This is a genomic window from Burkholderia sp. Se-20373 (assembly GCF_017104705.1).
In the GTDB taxonomy this organism is placed as follows: domain Bacteria; phylum Pseudomonadota; class Gammaproteobacteria; order Burkholderiales; family Burkholderiaceae; genus Burkholderia.
The window spans coordinates 1-18,214 of the sequence record NZ_JAAGPH010000152.1; the positions used below are offsets into that span (position 1 = coordinate 1).

Genomic DNA, 18,214 nt, shown 5'->3' on the forward strand with positions numbered 1-18,214 from the left:
ATCAGCATCGCGGGCGCGCTCGCGGCGCCGCACGCGAGCGACGCCAGCGCGAACAGCACGAGGCCGGCGATGTACAGACGCCGCGCGCCGAAGCGGTCGCCGAGCGCGCCGCCCGACAGCATCAGTACCGCGAACGCGAGCGTGTATGCGTCGACGACCCACTGCAGGCCGGCGACCGGCAAGCGCAGGTCGCCGGCAAGATGCGCGAGTGCGATGTTGACGATCGTCACGTCGAGCTGCGTCACGACGAAACCGGTGCTGACGGTCGCGACGACGCGGGCGAGCGCGGGCGGGAAAGCGGGGGTGGGGGAGGTCGTATCCATGCGTCAATCGTAGGCGCGACGGACATGCAACGTTTCAGCGGAACGTGAAGCGTCGATACGCCAGATGCGAAGCAGGGAGAGCGAAGCGGGAACGGAACAGGCTGCAGCCGGGCCGGCGCGAACGCGATTTACCGAAGAAGCGTGCCGCTACGTGCATGGATGCGCGCTCGGCGTGGGCCAGCGGCTGCGTTCAATGCCGCTCGCCGCGCCAGCGTCCGGGCGCCACGCCGAAACGCTTCGTGAACGCATGGGTGAACGTGCTTTGATCCGCGAAGCCGACCCTCCCGGCGATATCGACGAGCGGATACCGGCCGTCCGCGAGCAGGATCACGGCCGCGTCGAGCCTGAGCCGCTGCAGGTAGCGATGCGGCGTTTCGCCGAACGCGTCGACGAACAGTTGATGAAAGCGGCGCATCCCGTAGCCGCAGTGCGCGGCGAGATCGGCGATGCGCAGCGGCTCCTCGAGCCGTGCGCGCAGCCAGCGGTCGATGCGCGCGAAATCGAGGCCCGAGGCGGGCGCGGCGATCGCGCGTTCGTCGAGCAGCGCGCCGCACAGCCGCGCGGCGGCTTGCCACTGGAACCGGTGCGCGGCCGTGTGCCGCGCGTCGTCGGCGGGGGCATCGAGTTGCGCGGCGGCGGCCGCGATCTGCGCGACCAGCGACGTCAGTGCCGGATCGATCGCCACGGCGCGCGCGCTGTCGAACAGCCGCTGCGGCACCGCGAGCGACGCGAGGGGAAGATTGAGCACGAGCTGGCGGTTCTCGCCGAGGCCCGCGTAATCGTGGCGCGCGCCGGCCGGAACCAGCCACGCGCCGTGCCGGTCGAGCCGCTGGCTGACGCCGTTCACCGCCATCACCATCGCACCGTCGATGCCGAGCACGATCTGGTGAAAGTCGTGCACGTCCGACGCTTCGAGCGTGTCGTAGCGTTGCAGTGCGATGGTGGGGGACGAAAGGTGTGCCATGGGCCGGGCGTCAGTCGGCGGCTCGCGTACGGTGTCAGATGTCGAGCAGTTCGACTTCGAACACGAGCGTGGCATTCGGCGGAATCACGCCGCCTGCGCCGCGCGGGCCGTAGCCGAGTTGCGGCGGGATCGTCAGGCGACGCACGCCGCCGACCTTCATGCCCTGCACGCCTTCGTCCCAGCCCTTGATGACCATGCCGCCGCCGAGCACGAACGCGAACGGGTCGTTGCGATCCTTGCTCGAGTCGAATTTCTGACCGTCGGTCAGCCAGCCCGTGTAGTGGACGCTGACGGTCTGGCCGGCTTGCGCTACGTCGCCGGTGCCTTCGGTCAGGTCTTCGTATTTGAGGCCCGATTCGGTCGTGATGACAGACATGACTTCTCCTGAAAAAGGATGGGTAAAACCGCTATTGTAGGCGAGCGCGCAACGGGCCGGCGCTCGGGGCTGTCGGGCCGCCCGTACGCGTGTCGCGGGCGGCGCCGGGCCGCCGCGGCCGCGATCGTCCGAAACGCAAATGGAACGCGCGTTTGAATTTTTCGCGCGCCGCGCGACCGCGGTTGCACCGTGCGAGTGCGACGCGTGTATGAATCGGTGCTACCGGGGTGCGCCGCGGCGTACCGCGAGGCGTCGCCGATTTCCGTGAAACGCCCGCCGCACGGGGCTTTCAGGCCGTCGACGTGACATGGCACGGCGCTGCGCGTAGCGTACGCGAGCTACCGCGCGCGTTCGAATCCCGCCCCGTCCGGACGCTGTTCGAGCGCCGTTTTTTCCGCCTTTTCGACCGTGCCCTGTTTGGAAGCGCGCATCTACCGCGCGGCTTGCGTGCGCCGCCGCGGGCGGCCTATCTTTACAGCTGTCGATGTCAAGATTTTGGCGGTGCGCGATGCGCCGCCCGGGCCTGCGCCGGCTGCGTCGGACGACGCGCCGGGCCGCTCCGGAACCAGGAGAACGATCAACATGAAGTCAGCCGCTTCCGCCACCGCAGCCGGGATCATGCCGGTGCGCCGCGACCTGCGCTTCGACCTGCCGGTCGAACGCGCGAAGGACTGGCATGGCCTCGGGTCGCACGTGACCCATTTCTTCAACGCGCTGTCGCTGCTGTTTCCGGCCGGCGAGCGTTTCTTCATGGATTCGGTGCGCAACTACCGCGACCGGATCGACGATCCCGTGCTGAAGCAGCAGGTGCTCGGCTTCATCGGCCAGGAGGCGATGCACACGCGCGAGCACATCGAGTACAACGAGCTGATGCAGGCGAACCACCTGCCCGCGCGCAAGCTCGACAAGCGCGTCTGGACGGTGCTCGGCTACATGAAGCGCAAGCTGCCGCATTCGGTGCAGCTCGCGCATACGGTCGCGGCGGAGCACTACACGGCGATGCTCGCCGACTGGCTGCTGCGCGACCCGACGCGCCTCGACGGCTCGGTCGAGGGCTACCGCCAGATGTGGATCTGGCACGCGCTCGAGGAAACCGAGCACAAGGCCGTGTCGTTCGACGTATGGAACACCGCGATGGCACCGGGGCTGCGCCGTTACCTGATCCGCATCGGCGTGTATCTGCTGACGACGCTGACGTTCTGGCCGACCGTATTCCTGATGCATGCGACGCTGCTGTGGCGCGATCGCGGCGCCGGCCATCACGTGCGCGGCATGCTGCGGATGATCGCGTTCCTGTACGGGCCGCGCCGGGGGCTGTTCCCGCGCATCGCCGGCGAATGGCTGAGCTTTTTCCGGCCGGGCTTCCATCCGTGGGATCACGACAATCACCACCATCTGGCGCGGGTCGATGCGCTCGCCGCCGCCTATGGCGAACAGGGCGGCGCACCGGCCGGCCGCGGCCGCGCCAACGCGCCGGCGCCGCTCGCATCGGGCCGCTGAGATCGCCGCTGCGCCGGCATGCGCGGCATCGGGCCGCGCATGTTGCGTTCGTGCATCAGCCGGCTTCTTCTGACGATTGACCCAAATCAATTCGAACCGGCAGCACGGGTGCCCTGCGGGCCCGTCGACCGGTTGCGCACGCATGCGCGAGCGCGCCGATCCGGCGTGCGCGGCATCGTCCGGGAACGCCTTGCGCCAGCACCGGCGCGGCTTTGCGCGCCGCGCAGCCATCCTTTCAGGGGGCCCGCCGCGTACGCCACCGGGATAACACCCATCTAGCCGCGCGCCGGCCGCATCGATATACCGTTCATGACAATGTCCAGCTCACGCGCGATTCCTGCACGGGGGGATTTTATTCGGACGGAAATGCGGCCAATATGTCGGTTCGACCAAGGTCCGTCGCATGCGACGGCGAGCCGGCGCGATACCAACGCGAAGCGGGGAACAACGATGGTTGCTAGGTCACCTGACGCAAACGGGCATGCGGTGCCCGAGATGTCGCATGTGTCCGTCACCGCGCCCGAGGACGGACGCAAGCTGTTCGTGATCATGCGTTCGCCCGATGAGCCGTTGCTTGCGCAACTGCGCGGGCTCGGCTGGGAAATCGCCGTCGCGAAGACGGCCGGCGCCGCGCAGAACATGACCTCCGGCGTGAGCGTCGCCGCCGGTCTGGTCGATTTCACCGGGTTCACGTCGCGCGACTATCCGGCGCTGAAGGCGTGCCTGAGCCAGCCGTCGATCGGCTGGATTTCCATCGCGCAGGCCGGCATCACGATCAGCCCCGCGGTGCGCGAACTGATCCGCAGCTATTGCTTCGATTACGTGACCCTTCCGTTGCCCTACGAATGGATTTCGCACGTGCTCGGCCATGCGCGCGGGATGGCCGCGCTCGATCGTGTCGATGGCGCGGCCTATGCGGCGTCGATCGGCGAACACGGGATGATCGGCAACTGCGAGGCGATGCAGCAGCTGTTCAGCACGATCCGCAAGGTCGCGAAGACCGATGCGAGCGTGTTCATCTCCGGCGAGTCGGGCACCGGCAAGGAGCTGACGGCGCTCGCGATTCACGAGCGCTCCGGCCGCGGCAAGGGGCCGTTCGTCGCGATCAATTGCGGCGCGATTCCGCATCACCTGCTGCAGTCGGAACTGTTCGGCTACGAGCGCGGCGCGTTCACCGGCGCGAATCAGCGGCGCGCGGGCCGGATCGAATCGGCGAACGGCGGCACGCTGTTTCTCGACGAAATCGGCGACATGCCGGTCGAAAGCCAGGCGAGCCTGCTGCGTTTCCTGCAGGAAGGGAAGATCGAGCGGCTCGGCGGGCAGGAATCGATTCCGGTCGACGTACGGATCATCTCGGCCACCCACGTCGATCTCGACGGCGCGGTCGAGGCCGGGCGCTTCCGCGCCGACCTGTATCACCGCCTGTGCGTGCTGCGCATCCACGAGCCGCCGCTGCGCGCGCGCGGCAAGGATATCGACATCCTCGCGCACTACGTGCTGCAGAAATTCAAGTCCGACAGCGGCCGCAAGATCAGCGGCTTCACGTCGGCCGCGCTCGATGCGATGCGCCGTTACGAATGGCCGGGCAACGTGCGCGAGCTGATCAACCGCGTGCGGCGCGCGATCGTGATGGCCGAGAGCCGGCTGCTGACGCCGCACGATCTCGGGCTCGAGACGCCGGGCGAAACCGAACCCGTGACGCTCGAACAGGCGCGGGCGCTCGCCGAGCGCACCGCGATCGAGAATGCGCTGCTGCGCAACGATCACCGCATCAACAAGGCTGCGGCCGAACTCGGCATTTCACGCGTGACGCTCTACCGGATGATGATCGAGCACGGGCTGAACGATCACGACAACAACGGCGGGAACGGCGACAACGGCGGGCACGACGGCACGCCGTCCGGCGACGCGGGGCATCGGCGGGTCGGCTGAGCGGCGCGCGCGTGACGCGTGAACCGGTTCAGCGATAGGTCCAGAGCCGGTGCAGCACGAACGTGACCGGCGGCACGCACAGCACGACCGCGACGATGCTCCATGCGCGGGCGAGGCCGAGCGTCTCGGTGCCGTGCGCCAGCAGCATCGTCATGCCGAGGCCGGCCATCGCGACGGCGAGAAAGCGCACGAAGTTGCCCCATGTCACCGGCGACGAAAAACTCCAGAGCGTGTTGGCGAGATACGAGAACGCGGTCGAGCACGCGAACGCGACCGCGTTCGCGCTCACCGGCGTCGCGTCGAACAGCGCGAACATCGCGGCCGCGATCAGCGCATGCAGCGCGGTCGAGCCGACGCCCGACACCCCGAAGCGAATCAGCCTGGCGCGTTCGGCGGTATAGAGGGTGCGGATCATCGGGTGCGGTCGTTCGGGTGATGGGGCGGCGTGTGGGCCGGTGTCGTGGGGAGCGTCACGCGCCGGCGAATGGCGCCGGCGCAAACATGACGCGCACCGGTTTCGCAGTATAGCGATGCCGCCGGCCGATCGATGAGCGGACAACCTGCGGCTCCCGAGCCGCCGACGGCATGTAAAGCGCATGAAACATTTCGCTTCCGCAGCCACGCCAATTGGCGCGGCAAATCGGGGTGAACGGCCGGCTACCCGCCGGTAAAAATGTCGCGCCGCATTGTTCAGCCTTATCCGGCAAGGCAGCGCCGCGACGCAGCCTGCGCATGCCGCGCGCCACGTGTTTCAGTTTCGTAACTTCTCGCCTTCCGCACCCGTTCCTGCCACCACGCTGCCCGGTCAATCCCTTGTCCGGACGGGCTCGCGCGACGCTGGCCCGCTCCTTGCGACAGTGAGCGTGCGAAAGTCGACGATGCACGTTCCGTCCGGTTCGGCAGCGAATCCTGTCAGTACCGGCCAGGACACGGTCCGCGGGGATGCGGCGGCGGAGCGCGGCACGACAGCTGCGTTCCGGCGAGCACGGCATGTCGTCGCCTGATCGTCGGGGCACCGGTCTCGTCCGGTTGCCGGAACAACCATCAGATTGAAACGGGGAAAAAAATGATCGATCGCTACACACTGCGGCAAGCAGGCCGCGATCGCCATGATTCGGAGCATCGCCGGTCGAACGTCGTTCTCGCAGCCCGCCGGCATGCATCGACAGGCCATCTCTCCGCGCCCGGTGCGAGGCGGATCCGGCTGATTGCCGGTCATCCACGCCGGGTCGGCACTTTCCTGCACGCGAACCCGATTCGCAAGGGCATGTGCACACGGGCGCCGGTCCCTCGACGCCCGGTCTTCGCCTACTGACTGAAGCCGCACGATATCCGTTCGCGCGCGGCTTCGTCTCCGTGAACGATCAATCTGCAATCCGAATGAAATGTACAGCGTCGTGCGATGTGTGCGACGGATGAAGCATTCGATGCGACGGCAAACGGTGTTGCGCCGGTGCCGTCCGGTGGTGAGGGGAGGGGCGGTCGGACGCGCGCGACGGGAGTGGCGCCCGTACGCGCGCGACGCCGTTTCAGCCGCCGTAGATGTCGAAGTCGAAGTACTTCGACGCGAGCCGCTTGTAGGTGCCGTCCTTGACCATATCGAGGATGGCGCCGTCGATCTTCGCCTTCAGGTCGGCGTCCTCCTTGCGCAGCCCGATGCCGGCGCCGATGCCGAGCACCTTCTCGTCGACGAGCTCGGGGCCGACGAACGTGTAGTTCGCGCCGCGCGGCGATTTCAGGAATCCGATGGCCGCCTGCACTTCGTCCTGCAACGCCGCGTCGAGGCGGCCCGCGATCAGGTCCGCGTACACGCCGTCCTGGTTCTGGTACGACACGACGTTCGCGCCTTGCTTGCCCCAGTACGCCTTCGCATACGTTTCCTGCGTCGTGCCCTGTTCGACGCCGATCGATTTGCCCTTCAGCGATTCGGCCGTCGGCAGCAACGGCGAACCCTTCTTCACGACGAGCCGCGTCGGCTGGTTGTAGATCTTCGTCGTGAAGCCGATCTGCTGCGCGCGTTGCGGCGTGATCGACATCGACGACAGCACCGCGTCGAACTTCTTCGCCTTCAGCGCCGGAATCATTCCGTCGAAATCGTTCTCGAGCCACACGCACTTCGCCTTCAGGCGCGCGCAGATCTCGTTGCCGAGGTCGATGTCGAAGCCGACGAGCTTGCCGTCGGGCGCCTTCGACTCGAACGGCGCGTAGCTGGCATCGGTGCCGAAGCGGATCGTGGTCCAGTCCTTCGCGACGGCGGGGCCTGCGGATACCGCGAGCAGGGCGATCGAAACAGCGGCAATCAGTCTCTTCATGGTGCGTTCCTTGGCGGGGTGCTTCCGGGTTCTGTGCGACACGGTTTCACGGATACGAGCCGCGTCTGCGCGCGGTGTCCGCACGGCCATTAACGCAGAAAATAAAATCAGAGTCCAGAATGGACAAAAAATATCGTTTCGTCGGATGAGCGGATCGATCGGCGGTCTCGACCCTTGCAAAAATACGAAAATGGACTAATCTTGTTAGTAAATTCGTTTCGAGACTAACGATCATGTCACAGCCCGCCTATGAATCGCACTCCGCCCCGCCGCAGGCTTCGGTCGCGCAGATGTCGGCGGCCGGCCTGCGCGCGTTTTTCAACATCGCGCGCGACTGGGAACTGACGATCGACGAGCAGATCGTGCTGCTCGGGTCGCCCGGCCGTTCGACGTTCTTCAAGTGGAAGGCCACGCCGGAATCGGCGCGGCTGCCGCGCGATACGCTCGAACGGCTATCGCTGTTGCTCGGCATCTACAAGGCGCTGCAGATCCTGCTGCCGCAGCCGGCCGCGGCCGATGCGTGGGTCAAGCGGCCGAACGACGCGGCGCCGTTCGGCGGCAAGCGCGCACTCGACCGGATGCTCGCCGGCAACGTCGGCGATCTGGTCGCGGTCCGGCAATATCTCGACGCGATGCGAGGTGGCTGGGCGTGACCATGCCGATCCAAGCACGACAATGGCCCACGACCGCGGTCGACTGGGCGCCAGCCTATCGCGTGATCCCCACCCGTTTCCCGGCGATCAACCTGTTCGACCGCGTGGCCTCGGCGGACGATTTCGACGCGCTTTACGCACTCGAATCGCTGACCAACGACCGCATCCGCAACGAAGTCGGCACGCTCGACCTCGTGCCGCCCGCCGAGCGCCGCTACGGGCAGGGCTGGGGGCCGATCATGGCCGCGTTCACGCACCTGAATCCGCAGGGCAGCCGCTTTTCCGACGGCAGCTACGGCGTGTTCTACTGCGCGCGTTCGCGCGATACGGCGATCGCAGAAACGCGGTATCACAGCGCGGTGTTCCTGGAAGCGACGAAGGAGCCGCCGATGCGCCAGCAAATGCGGCTCTACACGGTGATCGCGCAGGGCGACGTGGCCGACATACGCGTGTGGCCGACACGCGATCCGGCGCTGCTGCATCCGCTCGATTACAGCGCCGGGCAGGCGCTCGGTCGCGCGGTGCGCAATGCGGGCGGCGCGGGGATCGTCTATCCGTCGGTGCGCGACCCGCGCGGCGAGTGTCTGGCGGCGTTCCGCACCGCGCTGTTGCGCGACTGCCATCACGCGGCCTACCTCGAATACAACTGGAACGGCTCGGCCGTCGATGCGGTGTTCGAACTGAACCAGGTCGGCTAGGGCCTGTTCACGCTAATAACGGGCTTGCGAACGTGCCTTTCCGCCCGCAGTGCAAGGAGAGAGGAGGCGCAATAGCCGTAGCTATTGCAACGACGAACGACGCCGCAATGCGGGCGGAAAGGCACGTTCCCCTGTTTGGAAAAATTCTCTCGTGGGGCTGGCCCCCAGAAGGGCCGACCGCCGCGTCATGCTCCTTGCGAATACGTTGAGTATTCGCTTCGTCGCATTCCTTGCGCTCGGCCCTTCTGGGGGCCAGCGCAAGCCCGTTATTAGCGTGAACAGGCCCTAGGGGCCGCTTGCAGGCGTCAGCACCTATCAGTACCGATCAGCGCCTCACGGCAGCGGCCAGTCGCCCGCGTGGCGTTCGCGTGCCTCGGCCTGCGTCATCGACCAGGTACGCCCGGTGCGCGGCTCGGCGAGCGTGAGCCGCCCGGCCGGCGCGAACGCGCCCGTGTCGATGAACCACTGCGCGCCGATCCGCTGCGGCGCGCGCACCGGCGTGTGCCCGGTGCAGGTCAGCGACAGCCCGGCCTGCCGCGCGGGATCGGCGAGCCCCTGGACGAGATCGCGGCCCCAGATCAGCCGTTCGCGCACGTCGTGCGCATAGCTGCCCGTATCGAGATCGGCGTCCGAGCCGAAGAATTCCGCATGCAGCACGTTGAAGCGCCCGGGGCCGTCGCCGATCACGCGCACCAGCGGCAGCGCGTCGACGCGCGCCGCATGCGCGTGCAACCGTTCCGGCGGCAGGTCGGCACCCCAGTCGCCGCCGATCCCGCGCCACGCGTCGGGTGACAGCTTGCCGCGCGCCACGAGGCTCAGCACTTCCTCGTGATTGCCGCGCACGACGTGGCACCACGGGCGGTCGAGCAGGTCGAGCGTGGTTTCGGAGGCCGGGCCGCGATCGACGAGGTCGCCGACCGAGAACAGGCGGTCGCGGGCCGGATCGAAGCGGATGTCGTGCAGCAGCGCGCGCAGCACGTCCACGCAGCCGTGCAGGTCGCCGACGACGAAGTCGCGGCCGACCGTGTTCGCCGGATGGCGGCAGAGGGGGGCGGTGGCAGTCATCCCACTATCTTAGGCGCTCGCGCCCCCATCGCCACGTCACGATGGAATGACGATAATCGGGGCAATCCCCGCCGGCACGGCGCAGCGGGCTGTTCCACGCCGGCTGAACCCTTTCCATTCGCTTTCGGAATCACATGATGACGATTTATCCGCAGGTATTACGCAACCGGCCGCGCATGGTCGCGGCGTTCGTTGCCGGCGTGCTGTGCGCGGTGCTGCTGCCGTTTTCGCTGCGTCCGACCGTGCGTGCGCTGATCGGCTGGGATTGCGCGATCTGGTTGTATCTCGTGCTGATGTGGGTGCGCATGGTCACCGCGCACCATCACAAGGTGCGCGAAGTCGCGATCCGCGAGGATGAAAACGCGACGACGGTGCTGACCGTCGTGTGCCTCGCGACCGTTGCGAGCGTCGCCGCGATCGCGATCGAACTCGCGACCGCCAAGAGCGTCGGCTTCAGCGCCGGGCTCAGCCACTATGCGATCACGGGCGCGACGCTGTTCGGCGCGTGGTTCCTGATCCCGACGATCTTCACGCTGCACTATGCGCGGCTCTATTACGGCTCGCCGAGCGGCGATCGCGCGCTGCGCTTTCCGGACAAGAACCCCGAACCCGATTACTGGGATTTCCTGTATTTCGCGTTCACGCTCGCGGTCGCGTCGCAGACGGCCGACGTGTCGCTGGCGAACCGTTCCGCGCGGCGCTCGGTGCTCGCGCAGTCGATCCTGTCGTTCTACTTCAACATGGCCGTGCTCGGGCTGTCGATCAACGTCGCCGCGGGCCTGCTGAGCTGACGCAGGCCAGGGGGCGATTCGCAGCGTTACTTGAGCAGGTCGTACGGGCCGCCGCGTTCCAGCGCCCGCTGGTACGCGGGCCGCGCGTGGATCGCATCGAGGAAGCGTGCGATCGCCGGATAGCGGCTGCCGCCGCCGCGCGCGGTCGCGGCTTCGAGCGGAAAGCTCATCTGGATGTCGGCTGCGCTGAAACCGTCGCCGACGAACCAGCCGGTGCGGCTCAACGTGTCGTTGACATAGCCGAGATGCAGGGCGATCTGCGGATCGACGAAGCTCGATTGCAGCGTGTCGGCGATCTTGCGCGCGATCGGCCGTGCGAAGAACGGCATCGGCGCGTGCGCGATCCGCAGTGCGACGAGCTTGAGCAGCAGCGGCGGCATCGCCGATCCTTCCGCGTAATGCAGCCAGTACGTGTAGTCGTGCCGCTCCGGCGTGCCGGGCGGCGGCGCGAGGCGCCCGTTGCCGTAGCGTTCGACCAGGTATTCGATGATCGCGCCCGATTCGGCGTACGTGCGGCCTTCGTCGGTGACGACCGGCGACTTGCCGAGCGGATGGATCGCGCGCAATTCGGGCGGCGCGAGCATCGTCTTCGGGTCGCGCGCGTAGCGCACGATCTCGTACGGCACATCCAGTTCTTCGAGCAGCCAGAGCACGCGCTGCGAGCGCGAGTTGTTCAGGTGATGGACGGTGAGCATGTCGACGCTGGGAGTGGGGCGGGAACGACATCATACCCAGCGCGTAGGGCGCGTACGCGAAACGCGCCGCGCGTCGTGACGAGCGGCGTCTGGCTGACCGCGCCTGGCCGGCCGCCCCGCTTCATCACGCGCGCCGCACCGCGATCCACGCACCCCAGAACAGGCTCGCGAAAAAACGCAGCGGCGCATCGAAGCCCGCGTCGCGCAGCAGGCCGAACACGGCGTCCTCGGACGCGGGCGGATCGGCGCCCTGCAGGATCTTCGCGAGTTGCGCGCGCACCGCGTCGGGCGTCGCGCCTTTCATGCGCCAGCGCTGCTGCCATGCGTCGAGCAGGCGAGGGTGATCCGCGTAGCGGCGATGGTTGCCGGCAAGGACGAGCGGCGCGCCGGGTTTCAGGCGTCGCGCGATCGCATGCAGCAGCGCCGCCTTTGCCGCGTCGCCGGGCACGTGGTGCAGCACGCCGATCAGTGTCGCGCCGTCGAACGCGGGCGTGTCGGGCAACGTCTCGACACCGTCCTCGACGAACGTCGTGCGTGCGCCGAAACCGGCGGCCTCGACGTTCGAGTGCGCGAGCGCGAGCATCGGCGCGGACGGGTCGACGGCCGTGAATTGCCAGCCCGGCTCGAGCGCGGCCGCCACGCAGATTTCCTGCCCGGTGCCGCCCGCGCCCGCGACGAGGATCCGCGCCTCGGGCGCCGCGATCGCCGACGCGAGCATGCACGCGGTGAGTTCGTGGCAGGCATCGTAGCCGGCGAGTGCGATGCGGGATTGCTCGGCGTATTCGTGTGCGCGTGCCGGATCGAATTTGGCGGCGCTGGCGGGAAGCGACATGGCGGGTTCCTCGGGTCGGGCGCGGACGTCGTGTCCGCGAGCATGGCGCAGAGCGTAAGCGTGCGCGGCCGGTGCAACAAGGCGAGCAGCCATTCCGGTATGACTGCTACCCGACTCGTCGGGACCGGCAGGACTGCGGGTTTTCCCGGGGTCGATTCGTATTTAAAAATGTCCGGCCGCGATGCATCGCGGTAGCGAATCCGGCGCATACTCGTTTCTCTCCCCCCGCCTGGCCGTCGCATGCCGGGCCCCGATGCGCCGCGCCCCGCTGGCGCGGCCATGCCGCTCGGCACGCACGAGGAGCGCATGATGTCCGATTGTCCGCACGATCCGTATGCGCAGCACTACATTCACTGCTTGCCGTTCGGCGCCCAGCCCTGTGGCGCGCTTGGCGTGTCGCCGCGCACGCATTTTCGCGTGTGGGCGCCGGGCAGCACGCAGGTCCAGCTCGAACTCGATACCGGCTTCGGCCCGTTGCTCGTCCCGATGACGGCGGCCGGCACGAACTGGTTCGAAGTCTTTGCCGATTGCGGTGCGGGTGCGCTTTATCGCTATCGCCTCGACGATGCGGTATCGATTCCCGATCCCGCGTCGCGTTCGCAACCCGAAGGGCTCAACGGCCCGAGCGAGGTCATCGATCCGCGCGCGTTCACGTGGCGCAACACGTTCTGGCACGGGCGCGCATGGGAAGACATCGCGCTCTATGCGATTCGCCCGCACGCGGTGGGCGGCTTCGACGGTGTGCGCAGGCGCCTGCCGCAACTTGCGCGGCTCGGCGTGACCGCGCTGGAGCTGCTCGCGTCGCCGCACGACAGCCTGCCGTTCGCGCCGCTCGCGGCCGAAGGCGGCCCCGACGCGCTGAAGGCGCTGATCGACGACGCGCACGGCTACGGTCTCGCGGTGCTGCTGGAGCTCGATTACGCGCGCTTCGGCAGCGGCACCGAGGCGCTGCGCCACTACGCGGCGCCGTTCTTCCATACGCGTGACGATCCGCTCCAGGCGCCGCCGCTCGCGCTCGATCATCCCGAAGTCTGCGATTTCTTCTGCGACAACGCGCTGTACTGGATCGAAGAGTACCGTTGCGACGGCCTGCGCCTGCGCGAAGCCGACCGGATCGGCGTGTCGTGGCTGCGCGAGATCGCGGATCGCGTGCGCGCGGCCGTGCCGGCCGACCGGCTGATCCATCTCGTCCTCGGCAGCGAGCGGCATCCGGCGCATCTTGCCGATACCCATTTCGATGCGCAGTGGAACGGCTGCGGCGAACGCGCGCTGCACCGGCTGACGGGGCGCGATACGTCGGCTCACGAAGGCATTTCCACGCACCAGTCGATCCACACGCTCGCCCGCGCGCTGACCGCGGCCGGGGCCGCATTCCAGCCGGCCGGGTCGGGGGAAGGCATGGCTGCCGACAGCGGGCTGTCGTTGACGTCGCTGGTGCTGTCCGATGGCGCGTGGCGCGACAGCGGGCAGGGCGACCACGGGCAGGCGGCCGGTCTGGCCGCACTTGCGCTGTCGCTGCTCACGCCGCAGATCCCGTTGATCTTCGACGAAACCGCGCGCGATGCCGATCGCGCGCATTTCGTGCAGTCGGCGCTCGCGGTGCGCGCGAAGCTGATCGCGCCGCGATTGTCCGATTGCCGGCCGCAGGAGGCGCGTGCGCTGAAGTCGGACGGCGACGGCGATGCCGACGCGCTGCTCGCATCATGGCGGCTCGCCGACGACGAGACGCTGACGATCGCGTTGAACCTGTCGCCCGACGCGGTGCCGTTCGATGCGCCGAGCGGGCGAGTCGTGTTCGAGACGCCGGCGCGTGCGCGCGACCGGGTCGATGAAGGGGTGTTGCCGCCGTATGCGCTCGTCGCGTGGCTGACGGGGGACGTCAACCGGTATGCGCTCACGCACGATGCGCGTCGCATCGATGACGGCGCCTGGCGCGGCATGCGTCCGAACCTGAACGCATGACGACGTGAGCGAGTGTGTTTGAGCGGCCGGGCGCATCTGCGCCCGCCTGCACCGCAGGGCAATCTCCGACCTACCAGAACCCGCGAATGCCTGCGATGCCGTAGGCGCCGTGGCGGCGCGCCTCGTCGAGGTGGGTACGTGTCATGCCGCCGAGCGCGAAGACGGGCATGGCGGCCTCGGCGGCCAGTGCGCCGAACCGTGCCCAGCCGAGCGTCGGCGCACCGGGATGGCTGAGCGTCGGCAACACGGGCGACAGCGTGACGAAATCCGCGCCGGCGCGCGCGGCCAGCAGCAGGTCGTCGCGCGTGTGGCAGGCGGCGGACAGCCATCGTCCGGCCGGCAACGGCCGTTGCGTGGCCGCGCGCAACGCGGTGCCGTCGAGATGCCAGCCGGCGCCGTCGAGCCGCATCACGCCGGCCGCATCGATCGGCCCGTTCAGCATCAGGTGCGCGCCGGTCGCGTCGCAGCGCGCGAGCGCTTCGGTGGCGAGTCGCGCGAACGCGGCTGCATCGAGCGACTTCACGCGCAATTGCACGAGCGTCTCGCCGCGCGCGAGCACGGCCGACAGCCGGTCGAGGAACGCCGCGCAATCGGCCGCCGACGCGGACGCCGGCTCCGGCGTGATCACGCAGCAGCGCGGCAGCGTGGCGCTCATCGCGTGTGGCGAAGCGCGGCCATCATTCGTCGGCCTCTTTCGAGATCTTCGGGTAGACGCGCACGAGCACGATGCGCGGCCCGTTCATCTTCTTCACGACGACGTCGAAGCGGTCGAACGACACGCGCTGGCCTTCGGTCGGCAGGTCGCTGAGCGCCTGGATCACGAGGCCGCCGACCGATTCCGCACGGCCTTCGTCGATGTCGATGCCGAGCGCCTGCTCGAGCGACACGACAGGCAGGCTGCCCTTGCCCATCAGCGTGCCGTCGTCAAGGCGGCTCCAGTCGGCGTCGCCCTGGCGGAACTCGTCGTGGATCTGGCCGACCAGCGCGCCGAGCAGGTTGTCGAGCGTCAGGAAGCCGATCGGCTTCTCGCCCTTGTTGCCGACCAGCGCGAAGTGCGGCGCGCCCTTGCGGAAGCGGCGGAACAGGTCGAGCGCCGGCGTGTCGGGCCGCACGTACTGCACGGGGCGGACGTAGTCCGACAGGTCTTCCAGCGCCGCGCCCGCGTGACGCGCGAGCAGCAGGTCCTTGAGGTGGATCAGCCCGCTCACCTGTTCGCGCGACGCATCCTCGAACAGCGGATAGCGGCTGAAGCGGTGCCGGGCGACGATCTCCATGTTGTCGGGCAGCGGCAGGTCGCGGCGCAGGCCGATCATTTCATGGGCCGGCCGCATCAGGTCCGACACGGTCATCGACGAAAAGTCGAGCGAATGCGCGAGCGTGTTCCACTCGTCGTTGCTGTACGTGCCGCGCGCCGGCTGGGCCGGATTGCCGGCCGTGCTGCGCCGGCTGCGAAGGATCAGCTTCAGCTCGTCGGTCGAGTAGTGGGCGTCGCTGCCGTGGTCGGCGGACAGCCCCGCGAGCCGCAGCACCGCATTGGCGCTGTTGTTGAGCACCCAGATCGCCGGATACATCGCCCAGTAGAACGCATAGAGCGGCAGCGCGACCCACAGGCCGACCTTTTCGGGCTGGCGGATCGCCATCGATTTCGGCGCCAGTTCGCCGACGACGATGTGCAGGAACGAGATCAGCGAGAACGCGAACACCAGCGAGATCAGATGCACGACGCGTTCGGATTCCACGCCGATCAGGTCGAGCAGCGGGCCGAGCAGTTGCGCGAAGGCCGGTTCGCCGACCCAGCCGAGGCCGAGCGACGCAAGCGTGATACCGAGCTGACACGCGGAAAGATACGCGTCGAGCCGGCCGTGCACGATGCCGAGGATGCGGCCGCGCAGGCCGTGCTTGCGGGCCAGTGTCTTGACGCGCGTGGCGCGCAGTTTGACGAGGCCGAATTCGGCCGCGACGAAGAACCCGTTCAGGGCCACCAGGAACAACGCGCCGATGAGCGCGAAGATCTGTAACAAAGAAACACTCCGGTTATGACAGGCCCATCAGTATAGAGCCAGAAAGGAATTTGTAATGTATCGGGCGGCCGATTGCTTACACCGGCGCCTCACCGGGGACGGAGAGCGTGATGGTGGCCGTGGCGCCATCGGCGAACGCGTCGTGCGCGAACGTGCCGCCGTGTGCGAGCGCGACGCGCTGGCAAAGCGCGAGCGTCCACGCGATCCGCTTGGCGTCGCGCTCGCGCAGCATCTCGCGTCGTGCGAACGATTCGAATGCATGCGGTTGCACGGGATCGGCGAGCGCGTCGGCGTTGACGGTACACGTGGCGCGCGCGGTGAACTGCAGGCCGTCGCGAGCGCACGCGAACGTCACGCGGCTGCCGGCGGCGCTGGCTTCGACCGCGGCGGTGAGCATCGTCCAGAGCGCCTGTGCGATGCGTTCGCGGTCGGCGGTCAGCGACAGGTCGCCGTCCGGCAGCGTCGCGTCGAGCGCGACCTGCCGGGCGTCGGCGAGCCCGAAACGGGCGAGCGCGATCGTGTCGTCGAGCAGCGCGCGCAGCGCGAACGGCTGCGGCTTGACGGCGAGCGTGCGCGTTTCGGCGCGCGGCGCGTCGAGCACGTCGTCGATCAGCGCAACCTGCTGGTCGATGCCCGTGCGGATGCCCGCGAGCGCGCGCTGCAGGTTCGGATCGGCGTTGGCGAGCTGGCGCTCGAGCACGTACGCCCAGCTATGCATCGCGTTCAGCGGGCTGCGCAGGTCGTGCGACGCGGTGGAGAGCGCCTGGTCGCGCAGGAACAGCGCCGCCTGGGTGGCGTAATGCGCTGCGCGTTCGCGCAGCAGGTCGGCGGCGGGATCGACGGTAGTGGACGTCACGGAGCTGGCCTGTCGGAAGCGGTTGGCGTGGAAGTCACGCGAACCGTCATTATAGGGACGGTGCGTGTCACGCCGGCAGCGCGTCTTCGTCCTTTTTCCGGGCGTCGCCGTTCGGCAGCAACTGGCACGCGAGCAGGCCGGCCAGCATCAGCGCGCACCCGACGAGCGCGCGCAGCGTCAGCGTTTCGCCGAGCGCGGCCCAGCCGGCGATCGCCGCGAACACGCCTTCCATGCTGAAGATCACGGCCGCGTGCGCGGGCGCCGCGTCGCGTTGCGCGACCACCTGCATCGTATAGCCGACCCCGACCGACAGCAGGCCGCCGTACAGCAGTGTCGGCAGCGCGTTGCGCAGCATCGTGCCGCTGACCGGCTCGATGACGAGGCCGACCGCGCCGCACGCCGCGCCGCACACGACGAACTGCATGAACGCGAGCACGAGCGGATGGTGGCGCTTCGCGAAATGGCCGACGGCCATCACGTGCGCGGCGATGATCACGGCGCCGGCGAGCTGGAACCAGTCGCCGTACAGCACCGAGAATTGCTCGTTGATGCTGAGGAAATACAGGCCGATCGCCGCGAGCAGCGCGCCGAACCACGTGCCCGGGCCGATCCGGTGACGGGCGAACACGCCCATCAGCGGCACGATCACGACGTACAGCGAGCTGATGAAGCCCGCGTTGGCGATGCGCGTGTACTGCAGGCCGATCTGCTGCAGCGAAATCGATACCGCCAGCAGCCCGCCGAGCGCGAGGCCCGGCAGCAGCAGCGTCGGCTCACGGCGGATCGCCGCGAGTTGCGTGCGCGACGCCGTGTTCAGCATCAGCAGCGGCACCAGCACCAGCGCACCGAGCAGGAAACGGAGCCCCGTGAACAGGAACGGCCCGATCACGTCGAGGCTCAGGCGCTGGGCGACGAACGCCGAACCCCAGATCGCGGCGGCGGCGAGCATCAGCAGGTTGGCTCGGAGGTGCTTGCGGGCGTCGGGCGTCATCGGAATTCTTCTGGAGATTGCGGGCGGCGAAGCCCGTTAGTTTACGCCGAGATTGCAAGGCTGTCGGCAAACCTGCGCAAGGCGGCGCCGGCACGTGCGTCGCGTACCCGCGAATACAGCACGACCTGCGACAGCGGCAACGGCGGCAGCCCGAATTTCGCGCCGACGTCGACCAGCGTGCGCGGCGCGACCCGCCGCGCCAGCGGGCAGACGGCGAGCCCCGCGGCGGCGGCGGCCGTGACC

Annotated in this window: 18 protein-coding genes and 1 pseudogene; 6 read left to right on the forward strand and 13 right to left on the reverse strand. The window is 68.3% G+C overall.

Annotation, left to right across the window (positions count from 1 at the left end; translation table 11 throughout):
- The 3 genes from G3N96_RS32160 to G3N96_RS32170 form a co-directional block, all read right to left on the reverse strand.
- Positions 1-323 (reverse strand): MFS transporter (locus tag G3N96_RS32160; protein WP_206139696.1); only part of this gene is annotated, 323 nt, incomplete at its 3' end.
- 190 nt (positions 324-513) lie between these two features.
- Entirely contained in the window at positions 514-1,287 is a 774-nt protein-coding gene (locus tag G3N96_RS32165) for an AraC family transcriptional regulator (RefSeq protein ID WP_206139697.1), read from the reverse strand.
- Between the two features lie 34 nt (positions 1,288-1,321).
- Entirely contained in the window at positions 1,322-1,663 is a 342-nt protein-coding gene (locus tag G3N96_RS32170) for an FKBP-type peptidyl-prolyl cis-trans isomerase (RefSeq protein ID WP_011355854.1), read from the reverse strand.
- Between the two features lie 582 nt (positions 1,664-2,245).
- Between G3N96_RS32170 and G3N96_RS32175 the strand changes: the two genes are divergently transcribed.
- Together G3N96_RS32175 and G3N96_RS32180 are read left to right on the forward strand one after the other, a co-directional pair.
- Entirely contained in the window at positions 2,246-3,163 is a 918-nt protein-coding gene (locus G3N96_RS32175) for a metal-dependent hydrolase (protein ID WP_124576288.1), read from the forward strand.
- Between the two features lie 450 nt (positions 3,164-3,613).
- Entirely contained in the window at positions 3,614-5,095 is a 1,482-nt protein-coding gene (locus G3N96_RS32180) for a sigma-54 dependent transcriptional regulator (RefSeq protein ID WP_124576289.1), read from the forward strand.
- 28 nt (positions 5,096-5,123) lie between these two features.
- On the opposite strand, the gene G3N96_RS32185 is transcribed toward G3N96_RS32180, so the two are convergent.
- Both G3N96_RS32185 and G3N96_RS32190 read right to left on the reverse strand, forming a co-directional pair.
- The gene (locus G3N96_RS32185) at positions 5,124-5,510 is read right to left on the reverse strand and encodes a GtrA family protein (protein ID WP_069251058.1); all 387 of its coding nucleotides are present in this window, start codon (positions 5,508-5,510) and stop codon (positions 5,124-5,126) included.
- Between the two features lie 1,114 nt (positions 5,511-6,624).
- Positions 6,625-7,407, reverse strand: coding sequence for an ABC transporter substrate-binding protein (locus tag G3N96_RS32190; protein ID WP_206139698.1), 783 nt, complete (start codon positions 7,405-7,407; stop codon positions 6,625-6,627).
- Positions 7,408-7,640: 233 nt separating this feature from the next.
- On the opposite strand from G3N96_RS32190, the gene G3N96_RS32195 reads away from it, so the two are divergent.
- Positions 7,641-8,060 (forward strand): MbcA/ParS/Xre antitoxin family protein, encoded by a 420-nt coding sequence (locus G3N96_RS32195; RefSeq protein WP_011355846.1) that lies wholly within the window; start codon positions 7,641-7,643, stop codon positions 8,058-8,060.
- Between the two features lie 2 nt (positions 8,061-8,062).
- Positions 8,063-8,758: an RES family NAD+ phosphorylase gene (locus tag G3N96_RS32200; protein ID WP_206139706.1), complete on the forward strand. Its 696-nt coding sequence runs from the start codon at positions 8,063-8,065 to the stop codon at positions 8,756-8,758.
- A 333-nt stretch (positions 8,759-9,091) separates the two neighbouring features.
- Here G3N96_RS32200 and G3N96_RS32205 read toward each other — a convergent pair whose 3' ends face one another.
- Positions 9,092-9,823 carry a metallophosphoesterase gene (locus G3N96_RS32205; RefSeq protein ID WP_206139699.1) on the reverse strand — a complete coding sequence of 244 codons (732 nt, stop codon included), beginning with the start codon at positions 9,821-9,823 and terminating at the stop codon, positions 9,092-9,094.
- A gap of 137 nt (positions 9,824-9,960) precedes the next feature.
- On the opposite strand from G3N96_RS32205, the gene G3N96_RS32210 reads away from it, so the two are divergent.
- Positions 9,961-10,614 carry a DUF1345 domain-containing protein gene (locus tag G3N96_RS32210; protein ID WP_206139700.1) on the forward strand — a complete coding sequence of 218 codons (654 nt, stop codon included), beginning with the start codon at positions 9,961-9,963 and terminating at the stop codon, positions 10,612-10,614.
- Positions 10,615-10,640: 26 nt separating this feature from the next.
- Here G3N96_RS32210 and G3N96_RS32215 read toward each other — a convergent pair whose 3' ends face one another.
- Together G3N96_RS32215 and G3N96_RS32220 are read right to left on the reverse strand one after the other, a co-directional pair.
- The gene (locus G3N96_RS32215) at positions 10,641-11,309 is read right to left on the reverse strand and encodes a glutathione S-transferase (RefSeq protein ID WP_206139701.1); all 669 of its coding nucleotides are present in this window, start codon (positions 11,307-11,309) and stop codon (positions 10,641-10,643) included.
- 124 nt (positions 11,310-11,433) lie between these two features.
- On the reverse strand, positions 11,434-12,141 hold the full coding sequence (locus G3N96_RS32220) for a class I SAM-dependent methyltransferase (protein ID WP_206139702.1): 708 nt from the start codon (positions 12,139-12,141) through the stop codon (positions 11,434-11,436).
- Between the two features lie 309 nt (positions 12,142-12,450).
- On the opposite strand from G3N96_RS32220, the gene G3N96_RS32225 reads away from it, so the two are divergent.
- On the forward strand, positions 12,451-14,103 hold the full coding sequence (locus tag G3N96_RS32225; protein WP_206139707.1) for a DUF3459 domain-containing protein: 1,653 nt from the start codon (positions 12,451-12,453) through the stop codon (positions 14,101-14,103).
- A gap of 70 nt (positions 14,104-14,173) precedes the next feature.
- On the opposite strand, the gene G3N96_RS32230 is transcribed toward G3N96_RS32225, so the two are convergent.
- The 5 genes and pseudogenes from G3N96_RS32230 to G3N96_RS32250 form a co-directional block, all read right to left on the reverse strand.
- Positions 14,174-14,758, reverse strand: coding sequence for a thiamine phosphate synthase (locus tag G3N96_RS32230; protein WP_206139703.1), 585 nt, complete (start codon positions 14,756-14,758; stop codon positions 14,174-14,176).
- A gap of 22 nt (positions 14,759-14,780) precedes the next feature.
- Positions 14,781-16,124 (reverse strand): hemolysin family protein, encoded by a 1,344-nt coding sequence (locus tag G3N96_RS32235; protein WP_089428023.1) that lies wholly within the window; start codon positions 16,122-16,124, stop codon positions 14,781-14,783.
- Positions 16,125-16,200: 76 nt separating this feature from the next.
- On the reverse strand, positions 16,201-16,980 hold the full coding sequence (locus G3N96_RS32240; protein ID WP_206139704.1) for a HAMP domain-containing sensor histidine kinase: 780 nt from the start codon (positions 16,978-16,980) through the stop codon (positions 16,201-16,203).
- Between the two features lie 67 nt (positions 16,981-17,047).
- Complete coding sequence (locus tag G3N96_RS32245; RefSeq protein WP_206139705.1) at positions 17,048-17,971, reverse strand: DMT family transporter; 924 nt, start codon at positions 17,969-17,971, stop codon at positions 17,048-17,050.
- A 41-nt stretch (positions 17,972-18,012) separates the two neighbouring features.
- Positions 18,013-18,214 (reverse strand): annotated as a pseudogene (locus G3N96_RS32250) (LysR family transcriptional regulator); the annotation flags it as partial.